20 protein-coding genes, 1 pseudogene and 1 riboswitch are annotated in these 13677 nt (G+C 42.3%); of the genes and pseudogenes, 13 read left to right on the top strand and 8 right to left on the bottom strand.

Annotated elements, in window-relative coordinates; translation table 11 throughout:
• Position 1: 1 nt before the first annotated feature.
• A complete protein-coding gene (locus CS060_RS01545) occupies positions 2 to 976 on the bottom strand; it encodes a YncE family protein (RefSeq protein ID WP_035048127.1) in 975 nt (324 codons plus the stop codon).
• 92 nt (positions 977 to 1068) lie between these two features.
• Between CS060_RS01545 and CS060_RS01540 the strand changes: the two genes are divergently transcribed.
• The 3 genes from CS060_RS01540 to CS060_RS01530 all read left to right on the top strand — a co-directional run bounded on the left by CS060_RS01540 (position 1069) and on the right by CS060_RS01530 (position 3014).
• Positions 1069 to 1443, top strand: a complete 375-nt coding sequence (locus tag CS060_RS01540) for a FixH family protein (RefSeq protein ID WP_099668613.1) — start codon at positions 1069 to 1071, stop codon at positions 1441 to 1443.
• A gap of 74 nt (positions 1444 to 1517) precedes the next feature.
• Positions 1518 to 2513 carry a YkvI family membrane protein gene (locus CS060_RS01535; RefSeq protein ID WP_099668612.1) on the top strand — a complete coding sequence of 332 codons (996 nt, stop codon included), beginning with the start codon at positions 1518 to 1520 and terminating at the stop codon, positions 2511 to 2513.
• Between the two features lie 42 nt (positions 2514 to 2555).
• On the top strand, positions 2556 to 3014 hold the full coding sequence (locus CS060_RS01530; RefSeq protein WP_035048131.1) for a hypothetical protein: 459 nt from the start codon (positions 2556 to 2558) through the stop codon (positions 3012 to 3014).
• A 17-nt stretch (positions 3015 to 3031) separates the two neighbouring features.
• On the opposite strand, the gene CS060_RS01525 is transcribed toward CS060_RS01530, so the two are convergent.
• Positions 3032 to 4645: a methyl-accepting chemotaxis protein gene (locus tag CS060_RS01525; RefSeq protein ID WP_035048133.1), complete on the bottom strand. Its 1614-nt coding sequence runs from the start codon at positions 4643 to 4645 to the stop codon at positions 3032 to 3034.
• 109 nt (positions 4646 to 4754) lie between these two features.
• Here CS060_RS01525 and CS060_RS14230 point away from each other — a divergent pair, with 109 nt between their 5' ends.
• Positions 4755 to 4868, top strand: a complete 114-nt coding sequence (locus CS060_RS14230) for a DUF6254 family protein (RefSeq protein ID WP_003396753.1) — start codon at positions 4755 to 4757, stop codon at positions 4866 to 4868.
• Between the two features lie 45 nt (positions 4869 to 4913).
• Here the strand turns inward: CS060_RS14230 and CS060_RS01520 are convergent, their stop codons facing one another.
• The gene (locus CS060_RS01520) at positions 4914 to 5324 is read right to left on the bottom strand and encodes a hypothetical protein (protein WP_257211102.1); all 411 of its coding nucleotides are present in this window, start codon (positions 5322 to 5324) and stop codon (positions 4914 to 4916) included.
• Positions 5325 to 5427: 103 nt separating this feature from the next.
• Positions 5428 to 6087 (bottom strand): phosphate signaling complex protein PhoU, encoded by a 660-nt coding sequence (gene phoU / locus CS060_RS01515; protein ID WP_006321631.1) that lies wholly within the window; start codon positions 6085 to 6087, stop codon positions 5428 to 5430.
• 138 nt (positions 6088 to 6225) lie between these two features.
• A riboswitch (PreQ1 riboswitch) is annotated at positions 6226 to 6270 on the top strand.
• A gap of 76 nt (positions 6271 to 6346) precedes the next feature.
• On the opposite strand from phoU, the gene queC reads away from it, so the two are divergent.
• From queC to CS060_RS01485, 6 genes and pseudogenes are all read left to right on the top strand, one after another.
• Positions 6347 to 7012, top strand: a complete 666-nt coding sequence (gene queC, locus CS060_RS01510) for a 7-cyano-7-deazaguanine synthase QueC (RefSeq protein ID WP_035048136.1) — start codon at positions 6347 to 6349, stop codon at positions 7010 to 7012.
• Complete coding sequence (gene queD / locus CS060_RS01505; protein ID WP_009362722.1) at positions 7009 to 7446, top strand: 6-carboxytetrahydropterin synthase QueD; 438 nt, start codon at positions 7009 to 7011, stop codon at positions 7444 to 7446. The genes queC and queD overlap by 4 nt, the downstream gene beginning before the upstream one ends.
• Positions 7446 to 8168 carry a 7-carboxy-7-deazaguanine synthase QueE gene (gene queE / locus CS060_RS01500; RefSeq protein WP_035048138.1) on the top strand — a complete coding sequence of 241 codons (723 nt, stop codon included), beginning with the start codon at positions 7446 to 7448 and terminating at the stop codon, positions 8166 to 8168. Before queD ends, queE begins: the two co-directional genes overlap by 1 nt.
• Positions 8169 to 8187: 19 nt before the next feature.
• Complete coding sequence (locus tag CS060_RS01495; RefSeq protein WP_003396742.1) at positions 8188 to 8355, top strand: tunnelling fold family protein; 168 nt, start codon at positions 8188 to 8190, stop codon at positions 8353 to 8355.
• Positions 8356 to 8704: 349 nt separating this feature from the next.
• Positions 8705 to 9034 (top strand): annotated as a pseudogene (queF, locus tag CS060_RS01490) (preQ(1) synthase); the annotation flags it as partial.
• Between the two features lie 84 nt (positions 9035 to 9118).
• Complete coding sequence (locus tag CS060_RS01485) at positions 9119 to 9853, top strand: oxidoreductase (protein WP_180271033.1); 735 nt, start codon at positions 9119 to 9121, stop codon at positions 9851 to 9853.
• A 15-nt stretch (positions 9854 to 9868) separates the two neighbouring features.
• On the opposite strand, the gene CS060_RS01480 is transcribed toward CS060_RS01485, so the two are convergent.
• Positions 9869 to 10045, bottom strand: coding sequence for a YkvS family protein (locus tag CS060_RS01480; protein ID WP_003396733.1), 177 nt, complete (start codon positions 10043 to 10045; stop codon positions 9869 to 9871).
• Positions 10046 to 10133: 88 nt separating this feature from the next.
• Positions 10134 to 10457: a hypothetical protein gene (locus tag CS060_RS01475; RefSeq protein WP_035048144.1), complete on the bottom strand. Its 324-nt coding sequence runs from the start codon at positions 10455 to 10457 to the stop codon at positions 10134 to 10136.
• A gap of 147 nt (positions 10458 to 10604) precedes the next feature.
• Here CS060_RS01475 and ykzS point away from each other — a divergent pair, with 147 nt between their 5' ends.
• Positions 10605 to 10799 (top strand): protein YkzS, encoded by a 195-nt coding sequence (ykzS, locus tag CS060_RS01470; protein ID WP_035050857.1) that lies wholly within the window; start codon positions 10605 to 10607, stop codon positions 10797 to 10799.
• Here the strand turns inward: ykzS and CS060_RS01465 are convergent.
• Positions 10726 to 11250: a sigma-70 family RNA polymerase sigma factor gene (locus CS060_RS01465; RefSeq protein ID WP_035048147.1), complete on the bottom strand. Its 525-nt coding sequence runs from the start codon at positions 11248 to 11250 to the stop codon at positions 10726 to 10728. The genes ykzS and CS060_RS01465 overlap by 74 nt on opposite strands.
• A gap of 245 nt (positions 11251 to 11495) precedes the next feature.
• Between CS060_RS01465 and CS060_RS01460 the strand changes: the two genes are divergently transcribed.
• Positions 11496 to 11747 (top strand): YueH family protein, encoded by a 252-nt coding sequence (locus CS060_RS01460; RefSeq protein ID WP_231563606.1) that lies wholly within the window; start codon positions 11496 to 11498, stop codon positions 11745 to 11747.
• Between the two features lie 18 nt (positions 11748 to 11765).
• Entirely contained in the window at positions 11766 to 13022 is a 1257-nt protein-coding gene (locus tag CS060_RS01455) for an ATP-binding protein (RefSeq protein ID WP_035048153.1), read from the top strand.
• Positions 13023 to 13034: 12 nt separating this feature from the next.
• Here CS060_RS01455 and CS060_RS01450 read toward each other — a convergent pair whose 3' ends face one another.
• Positions 13035 to 13640: a nitroreductase family protein gene (locus CS060_RS01450; protein ID WP_035048157.1), complete on the bottom strand. Its 606-nt coding sequence runs from the start codon at positions 13638 to 13640 to the stop codon at positions 13035 to 13037.
• Positions 13641 to 13677: the final 37 nt, after the last annotated feature.

The following is a 13677-nucleotide window of genomic DNA, read 5'->3' as shown; positions in this document are numbered from 1 at the left end:
TTTATTCCTCCTTCGCATTGCGGAAAAAGATGTAAAACGGCCCACGTCCGACAGAAACGGTTTTTGTTTGTTTTAACGTTTTTTCATCGACAAAAATTAGTTCATTGCTGTCGTAGCTGGCGATGGCGATGTCGTCTTTCGCCTTTATCATTGCGAAAGGGTTTGCGCCAATATTAAGTGAGCGCATGAAATGTTTCGTTTTTGGTTCAAATGCATATAGCATGTTCGAGCCGTGGCAAAGCACGTATATCGTTTCGTTCGTCTGTACAAATTGAACCGGCATCGTTTCTGCCTTCACACGTGTGAGCAACTGGCCGTCGACAAGCGAATGAACATATGCTTCTTGTTGAATATTCGCTCCGCTCCCATGTCCGCCAACCCATAGTTCATCCGTTTCTGGAACAACTAAGCCGCTGACGGCAAAATCGAGCGTATCGACCGTTCGTGTCACACGTTTTGTCGTCTTGTCAATAAATGAGATGGCGCCATGTTTAAAATGAATGACAATCCATTGATGATGTTTGTCGTCGGCGACAATGGAAAAAGGGGAGGGGGGAGTAACAATCGTATGTTTTACTTTTCCATCGAACGTCATGATCGACACTGTTCCATCTTTTTCGTTCACCACAAGTAACTCATGTGCGGTGACAAGTACGTCGGTCACACCTTTACGTACGTTCCATCGTTTTTTTTCTGTTCCTGTCGATAATGTATACGCGATCATCTCGTCCATCTCTTGTCCGAATAAAATGACCGTATCGCCATCAGGAAGAAGGACGGCTTTCGTTATCGGCTTTTTCATTTTCCATGTTGCAATACGTTTTTTCGTGTTATAATCAATAAATGACAAGCTTTTGTCTTTTATATTGACGACGCTAACGACCGATTTGTCTCGTGGAATCGGAGTGTACGTCTCTCGAGTGCAGCTTGTCAACAAAACGACGATGATAAGCAAAAAAAAGAAACGAACTTGCATCGCATGCATCCTCCGTCGAGTATATTTATTATCATTGTAGCAAATCATTGTGATAACTTTGTGAAATTATTGTAACACGGAAGGGGATCCAAATGAAAAAATGGCTACTGTTGTTTGCCTTCGCTTTGCTTTTTGTCGCTGGTTGTGCAAACAATGCGGAAGAAGAAGAGCTGGCGTATTTAGACGTCAAAATGGCGGTTGAAGAAAAGCTTCCAGCTAATCAAGAAGTCGAGCTCGCTTGTTTTGTCACATACGGTGATGAAAAAGTGACAGATGCATCAGAAGTGAAGTTTGAAGTGTGGAAACATGGTGAAGAAGACCGGCAAATGATTGAAGGAAAACATGTCGGGGACGGAAAATACGTTGCGCCATATACGTTTCCAACGAAAGGGACGTATTCGGTTGTCGCACATGTGACCGCAAAAAATATGCACAATATGCCAAAAGTTGATGTAGTTGTAGAGTAGGAAAAACGGCGGAAAATATTCGCCGTTTTTTTTCATATATATAATAGAAAAAATGGACGAGTGGGGGAGAGTATATGTGGATGCGGGCGATTCAAATTGCGTTTGTATATGTCGGAACAGTAGTCGGTGCAGGATTTGCGACCGGGAAAGAAATTGTGCAATTTTTTACACAATACGGGGCGATTGGGATGGGGATGATTGTAGTAAGCGGGGGGCTATTCATTTTTTTTGGGACGCGTTTAATGATCATGGCGAATCGGCTTCATGCGCGTTCATATGAACAATTCAATGCATATTTATTTGGGAAAGTGAGCGTTGTTGTCAATTTGTTTATGTTTGTTGTGCTATTTAGTGTCACCGCGGTCATGTTATCTGGAGCGGGGGCGGTGTTTGAAGAACAGCTGCATATGCCGGCATATGTTGGACTTTTGTTTACCATGGTAGTGACGTTTGTCACGATGTTGTTTGGTTTAAATGGCATTTTAAGCGTCAATATGGTCGTTGTGCCGCTGATGATTATCTTTAGTTTGTCTATTGCGATGATGAACGGAGGCGACATCGTATGGACGAAGCCGCCGCTTGCTGCGTTTTTTTCTCCGTTTGCGTATGTGGCGTTTAATTTAGCGATGGCACAAGTCGTGCTCGTTCCACTTGCGACAGAAGTAAAAGATGAACGGACGATTCGCCTTGGAGGATGGCTTGGCGGCATGTTGCTTATGTTTATTTTATTCAGCAGTCATTTGGCGCTTTCTTTGCTTCCAAACTTCCAATCTTACAGCATTCCGATGGCGGAAGTGGTGAAACGTTCGCTCGCATCGTTTTATGGACTATATGTCGTCATCATTTACGGTGAAATTTTCACTTCATTTATTGCAGGCGTGTTCGGCTTGCATCGGAAATTGGCGCTTTTTTTTCGGACGCCGATCTTCGTCCTTATTGCGCTTTTAATAGCGATGTATGCGTTTAGTTTAGTCGGATACCACTCGCTTCTTACTGTACTATATCCTTTATTTGGATATATGAGCATCATATTTATTTTCTTACTTTTCTATCGAAAAATGCCTAGCTAGAAAAAAGGAAGTGTAGTACATTGAATGTAAGGGGGTGAAATGATGCGTCAAACGGTCATGGCAATGTTCGTTTTACTTCTTTTCTTTACGCTCGAAACGTTTCACATCATTCAATGGTATGATGCAAGTGTATGGCCTCTTATTGTTTTTTCTTTTGGACTTATTGTGCATATATATGTGTTCAAGCGCGGTGTACGTGAGCACGAGGTGTTTCTTTTATTGCCAGCAGCCATTGCATTATGGATGGGAGCGCTCGCATTTGGACATTATTTTTCGCTAAACGACGGAACGATGTACGTGTTGGCGTTTACGGTCGGTTTATTCGAATGGTGGTTATTTAGCGGTGAAGAGTGGTTGAAAACGCCGCTTCTCTTTTGTTTCGGATGTAGCGTTGCGGCTAGTTTAGAAGCAGGCAATACGTTTTTACTTCTTTTTATTTTAACGATCGGTATCGGGGCATATATGCATAATGAAAAAAATGAGCGAGCCAATGTACATTAGGCTCGCTTTTGTCATTTTTATGAAATGCCAAACCGATGTAAAATTTGTTTTAGTTGATTTACGTTTTCCGCCAATACAGCTGCTTCTTTTGCGAGTTGATGGACGCTTGTTGCTTGTTGTTCAAGACCGCTTGCTGTTTCGTGCACAATTTTTGTAAAGTCGTTGGCGATTGTGTAGACGTCTGTAATGGCTTCATATAGCTCATTTCCTTCTTTTGTCGTTTGTTGCATGAACGTTCGGTTTCGTTGAATTAAAGCGTTTAATTCATGTGACATCGTTTGGAAATGGGCAAGACTTTCGGTCATTTTTGTTAAGGAAGCGGTCGTTTCGTCGATTGTATTTGCTTGTTTTGTGACCGCATGTGCGACGTTTGATAGTTGACGGTGCGTATTCGCAAGCGACGATAAAATTTCATGCGCAAACGCGTTCGTATGTTCCGCAAGTTTCCGTACTTCCGAAGCGACAACCGCAAATCCTTTTCCAGCTTCTCCTGCTCTAGCCGCTTCAATCGACGCGTTCAACGCTAACATGTTCGTTTGTTCTGCAATGGCGGTAATGGCGGATACTTTTTGCATTAAAGCGTCCGCTTCTTTTGCGACGTTTTGAATGCCTTGTGCGGTGTCATTCATTTGTTGTTTTGTGTCGTTCATTCGTTGTTCGATCGCTTGCATATCGTGATATCCTGTTTTGGCGGCGTGAAATGTCGTTTGCGCCCGTTCAACGACTTGTTCGATGTCTGTTTGGACGGTCTGCATGTAGTGAAGCATCGTTTGAATGCGTTCTTTCGCTTCATCGACAAAAGTTGTTTGTTTTTGCGCGCCTTCACGAAACGTTTCCATTGTTGCGGCTACTTCGTCAAACGCTTCTGCAATGCGTTTCGTTTCTTCTTTTTGTTCGTGGCTCACTTGTTCAACGGAGTGGGTAGCTTTTGCGATTTGTTGTAAAATCATGCGCAAACCGAGAATGACTTTATTAATTTCATAACCAATTTGATGAAACGCGTTGCGCTTTCCGACCGTTTTCACTTCTGCTTGCAGCTGTCCCGATGATACAGCGCGCGTGACGTGATACCAAGCGCGGAGACGATTCATGATGATGCGATAAAACGAAAAAGAAGCGAGAAAGCCGACTACACATGTGCCGACAACAAGGATGATCGTTTGTTTCAGCGACAAATGCATAAAAAAAGCAAGAATAAAAAGAGTGATAACTGGCAATAAAACGATCGCACCGAGCCACATTTCCATATACGGCTGATGAATGAGACGACCCATGCGTAAATTAAAGCGCTTTCCATTTTGTTCGAACAGCGGACAAGAAGCGTCGACGAGTACTTCGCCTGTGTTTCGCTTATACAGTTGCAACAGTGGAGTAGTGGTCGTTGCGGATTTTTTTCCTACTTCGTCATCAAACACCATGCCTTCGCGCAACCGATTTGTATGCACGAGGCTGCGCCCGTCTTCGTCGACGATGACGAAATATTCATCGCGATCGAGATGACGGTCTAATATATCGCGCAACGCATCGAGCTGTTGAGCGAGCGGTTGATCGAATCGAGTCGCTCGTTTGACTTCTTTCGCGACTCGTTGCACTTTTTGTAACGCTTTTTTTGCTTGTTTTGATTGTAGCAATGTTCTCTCCCCCTTTTCCCCTTATCTCAAATATACACAATTTTCAAATAATAAAAAAGTCATAAAAAAGGAAAAGGAACAAATGATAAAAAAGGAGGGGGTGAGACGAATGACTCAATCAAAAAGACAAAAAGAGCGACAATGGACCGTTCGGAAACAAGCACAAAATGAACCGCACGGGAAAGTAAAGTCGTTTGAACAACTAGCAAAAGAAGAAAAATAAATGAAAAAGGCTGTCCAAAAGAAGTTTGTGACAGCCTTCTCATCGTTATCTTGCTTTTAATGCACGAATTTCGTTTTCATGTACAAGTGACCGAACAGCGAGCGACTGGATAGCGAGCTCGTGTCGTGCTTGGGTCGCGATGACATCATCTAGTTTTTGGGACATGTCAGCGAGGTTTTGCTTGATCGTTGGAATTTCATTGACTGCTTCTAGTATTTCGAATACAGCTTGTTTAATGAGAGGAAGATCAGCGATGTCATCTTTTGTGGCCATACGTTGCTCGATGCTTGCGATGTCATCTTTTGTGGCCATCGTTTGTTCGATGTGTTCGATGCGTTTGTCCATGGCAGCGATATCATCTTTTGTAGCCATGCGTTGCTCGATGCTTGCGATGTCGTCTTTTGTCGCCATGTGTTCGCGTAGCGATGCAAGTTCATCGAAAATACGTTTTAGCATCTCATCCACTTTCACTCACCTCCCCTGACCCGATTATATCACCAGATCGAAGAAAAATCGACAAAAGATTAGGTGCCTCAAACGGCGTGAGGCACCTAAATGTTTAATAATTCAAATCAATGCGAATTCCTTTGACGCTATATAAAATATTTTCGGCGATATTTGTCACATGGTCGCCAGCGCGCTCTAAATTGCGCGTCACAAACGACAATTGTGTAATTTGGTTCGTAAATTCTGGCTTTTCGCTCATTAAATCAATTAATTCTTGAATAATTTTCCCTTGTAATTCGTCAACGCGGTCATCTTCGAGCGCGATGCGTTTTGCTTCTTCAATATCATCGTTATGGAACGCGTGAAGTGCATGGTCTAACATTTCATTGACGATCGCTGCCATTTCAGGAATGTGAACGATCGGTTTTACGTGTGGCTCTGTGCCGATAAATTTCACCGATTTTGCGATATTGACCGCAATGTCGCCAATGCGTTCGACATCAGACGAAATTTTAAGCGCAACGATTAATCGCCGTAAGTCAGATGCGACCGGTTGTTGTTTTAAAATCGTCATAATCGCAAGCTCGTTAATTTCGCGTTCAAGCTCGTTAATTTTTTTATCGTTTTCAATAATTTCATCCGCTTTCGCGATATTTTGCGTTTTTAACGCTTCAATTGATTCGTGAAGCGCCTGTTGAGAGGCGGATACCATCGTCATTAATTTTTCGCGTAGTTGTTGAAGTGCAGCGTCAAAAGTAGAACGTTTTGTCATATTGAATCACCTAACTTTTTTGTTGTTATTATATCCTGAAAACTGTTCACAAATAAAGCATAAATTTTTATAGAATGAATATATGTTTTATGGTATATTGTTAGGCGTACAATTGAAGAAGAATTCTACGCCACTTGCGTAGGAGAGGTTCTAGAACACCCTCTATAAAAAAACTAGGGATCGCTATGTCCTTAGGGGGTATAGCGTTTTTGTTTTAGAACGCTCTTTCTTCTCATCATGCAAGAAAGGAGAGCGAAAGATGAAAAGAGAAAAAGCAGTCGTCGTTTTTAGCGGCGGGCAAGATAGCACAACGTGTTTATTTTGGGCGAAAAAACATTTTGCGGAAGTCGAGGCGGTGACGTTTGATTACAACCAACGCCATCGGCTTGAAATTGACGTCGCCGCATCGATTGCGAAAGAGCTTAACGTACCGCATACGGTGCTTGATATGTCGCTATTAAATCAGCTCGCACCAAATGCGCTAACAAGAAGCGATATAGCGATCGAACAAAAAGAAGGACAATTGCCGTCCACGTTTGTCGATGGGCGCAATTTATTGTTTTTATCGTTTGCGGCGGTGCTTGCGAAACAAAAAGGGGCGCGTCATCTCGTGACGGGCGTATGTGAAACAGACTTTAGCGGCTATCCAGACTGTCGCGACGTATTTATAAAATCGTTAAACGTGACGCTGAACTTAGCGATGGATTACGAATTTGTCATTCATACGCCGCTTATGTGGTTAAATAAAGCGGAAACGTGGAAGCTTGCGGATGAGTTAGGTGCGCTTGAGTTCGTGCGCACAAAAACGCTCACATGCTACAACGGTATTATCGCAGACGGCTGTGGTGAATGCCCGGCATGCGTGTTACGTAAGCGTGGTCTTGACCAATATATGAATGAAAAGAAAGGAGCAAATGTGCGATGATCCAACAAATTTATCCGCAAGTCATTCACCCGTTTCGCTATGAGTTAAATAAAGATATGCAAATTGCTGCGGCGCACTTTATTCCGCATGAAGCGGCAGGACAATGTGCGAACATGCATGGACATACGTATTTTATCAACATTACGGTTGCAGGTGATGAGCTTGATGATTCGGGCTTTTTAATTAACTTTCAACAGTTAAAAAAACTTGTACACAACCGTTTTGATCATACAGTTATGAACGACCATAAAGATGTATTTAGCGATACAGCGGCTGAACATTTTCCAACGACAGAAGTGGTAGCACGTAAAATTGCAGAAATCGTTCAGGAACATTTAGACACGTTGCCGAATAAACCGACATGCGTTCAAGTGTTTGTACGCGAGTCCCCGACAAGCTATGTCGTATATCGTCCGAAAGCAGGGAAACAATAATGGAGCGCATTCCGGTCATTGAAATTTTTGGCCCGACGATTCAAGGAGAAGGGATGGTCATCGGGCAAAAAACGATGTTTGTCCGCACAGCAGGATGCGACTATCGTTGTCGTTGGTGCGATTCGTCGTTTACGTGGGACGGCTCAGCAAAAGATGACATCCAACAAATGACCGCCGAAGACGTTTGGCAACAATTGAAACAACTTGGCGGCGACCGTTTCAATCATGTGACGATTTCTGGGGGCAACCCTGCGTTATTAAAAGGACTTCGTGCGCTTATTTCATTATTAAAAGAACATAACATACGCATCGGATTAGAGACGCAAGGGAGCGTATGGCAAGATTGGTTTTACGATATTGACGATTTAACGATTTCACCAAAGCCGCCAAGTTCAAATATGAAAACAAATTTTGCGACGCTTGATACGATCATGGAGCAACTCACGGCGCATCGCGGACATGTGAGCTTAAAAGTCGTCGTGTTTGACGATGAAGACTTTGCATATGCCAAACATGTTCATGAACGCTATCCAACCGTCCCATTTTACGTGCAAGTCGGTAACGATGAGCTACAGGAAGCAGACGACGTCACGCTTCGTCTCAAATTATTACAAAAACTTGAATGGCTCGTTGAACAAGTCGTGCAATCAAACGAAATGAACGACGTCCGCGTCTTGCCCCAACTACACACATTATTATGGGGCAACCGCCGCGGCGTATAATTATAAGGAGGGAAACATTATGAGAAAAGATGAAGAACTACAAGGAGTCACACTTCTTGGAAACCAAGGAACGAAATATGTATTCGAATACAGCCCAGACATTCTTGAAGTGTTTGATAACAAACATCCTGATCGCGACTATTTCGTCAAATTTAACTGTCCGGAGTTTACGAGCTTGTGTCAATGAGGGCACACTTCAGTGGTGACACTGTCGACTAAACCTTGTGAATTCAGGGGAAGAGAAAACAGGGGAAGATGCAAGAAGAGAATCGCCTTATCTATTTATTAGAACCCTATTTCTCCAACCCTGAGCCAAGCCTTAAAGAAGAAAGAGCGATGTATGCAACCATGTTCTTTAAGGAAGGTGCAGAGACTATCGAAATCACTTTATCACGAAGCGAGTAAAAGTAGTGATAAAGGAAGAGAGTAGAGTACATCACGATGAAAATATCGTGGTGGAAGCGCAAGGGTTCTTATTCGATATCGCAGTCGAATAAGAATAAGATATAGTCCACCTGCTCTACAAAAAGCAGTTGCCAAAAACCGGACAACCAGATTTCGCTACAATTTACATTAGCTACATTCCTGATAAAAAATGTGTCGAAAGTAAATCGTTGAAGTTATATTTATTTAGTTTTCGCAATCATGGTGATTTCCATGAAGATTGCGTCAACATTATTATGAACGATTTAATTCGCATCATGGAGCCGCGTTACATTGAAGTATGGGGCAAATTTACACCGCGCGGCGGCATTTCCATTGACCCATATTGCAATTGGGGTCGCCCGGGAACGAAATATGAACAAATGGCGGAATATCGCTTATTAAACCACGATTTATATCCAGAAAAAGTAGATAATCGGTAAAAGGAAAGGCTGGCTTGGCGCATGCAAGTCAGCCTTAAAAAATTCACAAAACATATCTAGTTTTTTTTCGCAAATGGGTATATAATGACAAATTGTTATAAACCTTTTTTTCGTTTGGGGGGTCTTTATTTGAGACAGAGAACGGCTCTTGTGATCGGGGCAAGCGGATTAGTCGGAGGCGAACTTCTCCAACGATTGCTTCGTTCAGAGCATTATGAACGAGTGACCGTGTTTGTTCGAAAACCGATGGCGTGCAAACATGAAAAATTACAACAAGTCGTCGTCGATTTTGACCGAATTGAACAATATGAAGAATATTTTCATGTGGACGATGTATTTAGTTGTTTAGGAACGACGATGAAAAAAGCAAAAACAAAACAACAATTCATTAAAGTCGATTACGAATATACGTTGCGGGCGGCAAAACTAGCGGAAAAATGCCACGTTAAAACGTTTTTATTCGTTTCTGCGATTGGCGCGCATCCGCATTCGATGTTTTTTTACAATCGCGTCAAAGGAGAAACGGAAGAGGCACTGCAACGACTGACGATTCGCTCGCTTCACATTTTCCGTCCATCGTTATTAACAGGAGAGCGACAAGAATTTCGTCTCGGTGAAAAAACAGCGGAATGGCTTTGCCACGGTTTTTCGTTTGCGTTCGTTGGCAAATGGGAAAAATATAAACCGATCTCAGCCAAACAAGTGGCCGAAGCGATGTACCATGCTGCGCTTTCGGAGAAGGAAGGCGTATATATTTACGAATGTAGCGAGATCAAAGGGCAATGTGAACAACAAAGAGGGCTGTCTCATCAACAATAAGCAGCCCTCTTTTCGTTATTCAACAATTTTGTAATTTTTATGGTTGACGACCGTCCGCTCTTGCAAGTCGAGTTCTTTATAGTTTTCCATGTACGTTAAGTCGACAATGACCGAATTTTCATTGACTTTTTCTACAATTCCCCGCAACCCATTTTTAAATTCAATGACGTCGCCAATTTGCGCTTTTTTCATTGAAAATCCCCTTTACTTTTGAATTTTTAAACCTTTTTTCTATTTTGCATGATTTTTCCTCGTTCGTAAAGGGCATTTTCAACTATTTTTAACGTTGCGGTCCGTATGGCATTGGCATTGGCGGCCACATCGGCGCACCACAGCCGTTCGGCATCATTTGCGGCATTTGCTGTGGCATCATTTGCGGCATTTGTGACATAGGTTGCATTTGCTGTGGCATCATGTACTGCATTTGCTGTGGCATCATTTGTCCCATTGGTCCCATCGGCCACATCGAACCCATCGGCATGCCGCATCCACAATCGCTTGGCATCATTTGTTGTGGCATCATATATGGCATCGTGTGTTGCATTTGTTGAGGCATCATTTGTTGGTCCATTCGAAAATCTTCATACATATTCCAGTTATTCATCGTTCATCTTCCTTTCTTTTATTTAGAATCCACCAACATTGTATGTGTATTTTTTATAGACGTGTGTCGATATGACAAAATTAGGCATTCGCACATCGTATTGACATGGATCTTGAAGGACGTTAAAACAAAGAGGGAGGGATGATGATGACTGAACAAGAAGCAAAACAATTGTTGCAACAATTGCGTACAAAAGACATTCCGCACGTGCTTATAAAAAAAGAACATTTTTTAACGTTTCGTCATGTGCTCGTCCAACAAGACGATTTTAAACATTTTCGCGGCGTGGCGCAGCGCGGTGGAGACGTTGTGTATTACTACATGGATGAGCCGCGCAGCTAACGTATCGTTTTAGCTTTTTGACGGCGGACATGCGCCATTGTTTTACGGCGTTTATACTTACTCCTTCTTCATCGGCAATTTGTTTTAACGTTTTTTCTTCGATCACATGACGAATAAGCCATATGCGCTCGCGCGGCGTTAAATATTGCAGCGCATCTTCCCATACGATGTTGGCAAAAAAATCGACATCTTCTTTTAGCACATATTCTTCTGGCAACGGAACATATACATTTTTCGTTTCTTTGCGCAGCTGTGATACGATGCGCCACCGGATCATTTTAAACGCGAACGTACAAAAGGAGCCTTTCGTTTCATCGTATCGCTCATATGCTTCCCAAAGCGCGATTAAACCGATTTGCATATATTCATCGACATGACGGCGAATGTGCAACTTGCGAATCATATAAGAAATGAGCGGGCGATATTCGTCAACAATTTTTTCAAAAGACATATATATCCCTTTCTTGAAGGCGCGCCCTCAGTTATTCCGCGGTACATTTAGCCTAACAAAAACGCTTGTATGATGCGAAAGACAAAACGGAGAAAAATCGCCCATTTACGTCTCGCATATACACCATTTCCCTTAAGGAAATACAAAAAATCGGGGGGAAAACAGGCAGGAAATAAAGGATTTTCCGAAAAAATGTTTTGAACAATGGAAAAATTTTGTGTTATGATAATAAAAAATGGAAAGGCATGAGCAAGATGAAAATAAGAAAAGTATGTATTCACCCACATTCTTCTCAACAAAACGTATACATTTATGAAAATAAAAAAGAACAATATATCGTTGTTGCGATTCCGTATTTGGAATGGTCCATTTATGTTACCTATGATGATTTCGTTCATATCGAATCACGTTTACAACAGTCGCTTGCGAACGTGTTAGAAGAAGAGCATGTTTCGCCGCTTGCGATGAAGCTTGCCCAATGGATGAGAGAAATGTAAGAAAGGTTTCGTTGCTAGATGAAATACGCTATTGTCATTTATGTGATTGTCAGCACCATTTGGATCGTATTGACTGATTTTTATGTAGAAAAGTTGCCGCTTCCGCAACAGATCGTGCCATATGTTCAAACGTTTAAAGGGTTTATGTTTGTCATTTTATCTGCCGTATTTATGTATATCGCTTTTAAAAAACATCGCGAATTAAAACAAATGAGCGAAAGCGAACAAGAGCTGTTGACGCTCATTCATGCGATGCCTGATTTCGTATCATTTAAAGATGGACAAGGACGTTGGCTCAGAGTAAACGAATTTGGCTTAAAGCTATACGGGCTTGAACATGTCGATTATAAAGGAAAAACCGATGCCGAGCTTGCGGAATACACTCCTCATTTTCGCGAAGCGTTGCTTTACTGCATTGATTCCGATGAAGAAGCGTGGCGGGCAAAAACGGTGACGCGTGCAGAAGAATCGTTTCCGACGCCAAACGGAGAAATGAAAACGTTTGACGTCATTAAAGTGCCGTTATTTTATGAAAACGGAAAACGAAAAGGACTTGTCGTCATCGGACGCGACATTACACAACAAAAAATTGCTGAGCAGCTATTGTTGAAAAAAGAAAAACTATCCGTCATCGGTGAGTTGGCAGCAGGCATCGCTCATGAAATTCGCAATCCGTTAACGTCCATTAAAGGCTTTTTGCAAATGATGAAAGAAACGAAAGAAGTAGATGAACGTTTCGTGCAAATTATGTTGGATGAAATTGAGCGCGTCAATCAAATCGTGAGCCAACTTCTCGTGCTTGCGAAACCGCAAATGAAATCGTATAAGCCGCTCGCTTTACACGACGTTGTTGACTACGTTGTCGGATTGTTTACGTACGAAGCGATTTTGCAAAATGTACAAATAAAATACGAACCGCACACATCGACAACCGTATACGGCGACAAAAGCGAGCTCATTCAAGTGTTTGTCAACGTCATCAAAAACGCATTAGAAGCGATGCCAACGGGAGGAACAATCGCCATTTCTACGAAAGAAAAAGATGACCGCGTCCACGTCATCATCGAAGATACAGGAAAAGGGATTGAGCGAGAGCGTTTAAAACGAATTGGCGAACCGTTTTATACGTTAAAAGAAAAAGGAATGGGGCTTGGGTTAACGACGAGCATGAAAATCGTTCATGAACATAAAGGCACGATGCAAATTGAAAGCGAAGTCGGCAAAGGAACACGGGTTGAAATCATCTTACCAACATATAAAAATGACCCGTCTTAAAACGGGTCATTTTTATTCCTCTACCCATGTCGTGACTTCATCTACTGGTAAACGAAGAGAAGGATGGGCTGGCGCGCTTGCTTTACCGATTGTAATGAGCATCACCGGAATGTATCGGTCAGAAATGTGAAACTCTTTCATAAATGCTTGTGGGTCAAAGCCGCCGATCGCGCACGTATCAAACCCTTCAGCTTTTGCGGCAAGCATGAGTTGCATCGCAGCTAACGAAGCGTTCGTTAACGCAGCATCGCGCGCATATTGTGCGTTTGTATACGCTCCTTCAATTTGTTTGGCGAGCGTTTCTTTCACTTCTTTTGTCATTTTTCCTTGTGCGACAAGCGGGTCATATACGGCATCTATTTTTTTATTTGCTTGTAAATCGCCAAGTACCGCAACGACCGCCGATGCATCAACGATTTGTTGTTGATTGTAAGCGATCGGAAGAAGCTTTTGTTGCGCTTCTTTTCCAGAGATGACGACGAAATGCCAATGTTGCAAATTCCAAGCAGAAGGCGCTTTTGTCGCTAATTGTAAAATTTTTGTTAGTTGTTCTTTCGAAATCGAAGCATTCGGATCGTATTTCCGAATCGATTGACGTTGTTCCATAATTGAAATCATATATATTTCCTCCTTAAATGTACAAAAATAAAATTAC

Source organism: Anoxybacillus flavithermus (assembly GCF_002742685.1).
Classification (GTDB): Bacteria; Bacillota; Bacilli; order Bacillales; family Anoxybacillaceae; genus Anoxybacillus; species Anoxybacillus flavithermus_E.
The sequence above is the reverse complement of the archived record's forward strand: the minus strand, read 5'-3'. Positions and strand labels throughout refer to the sequence as shown.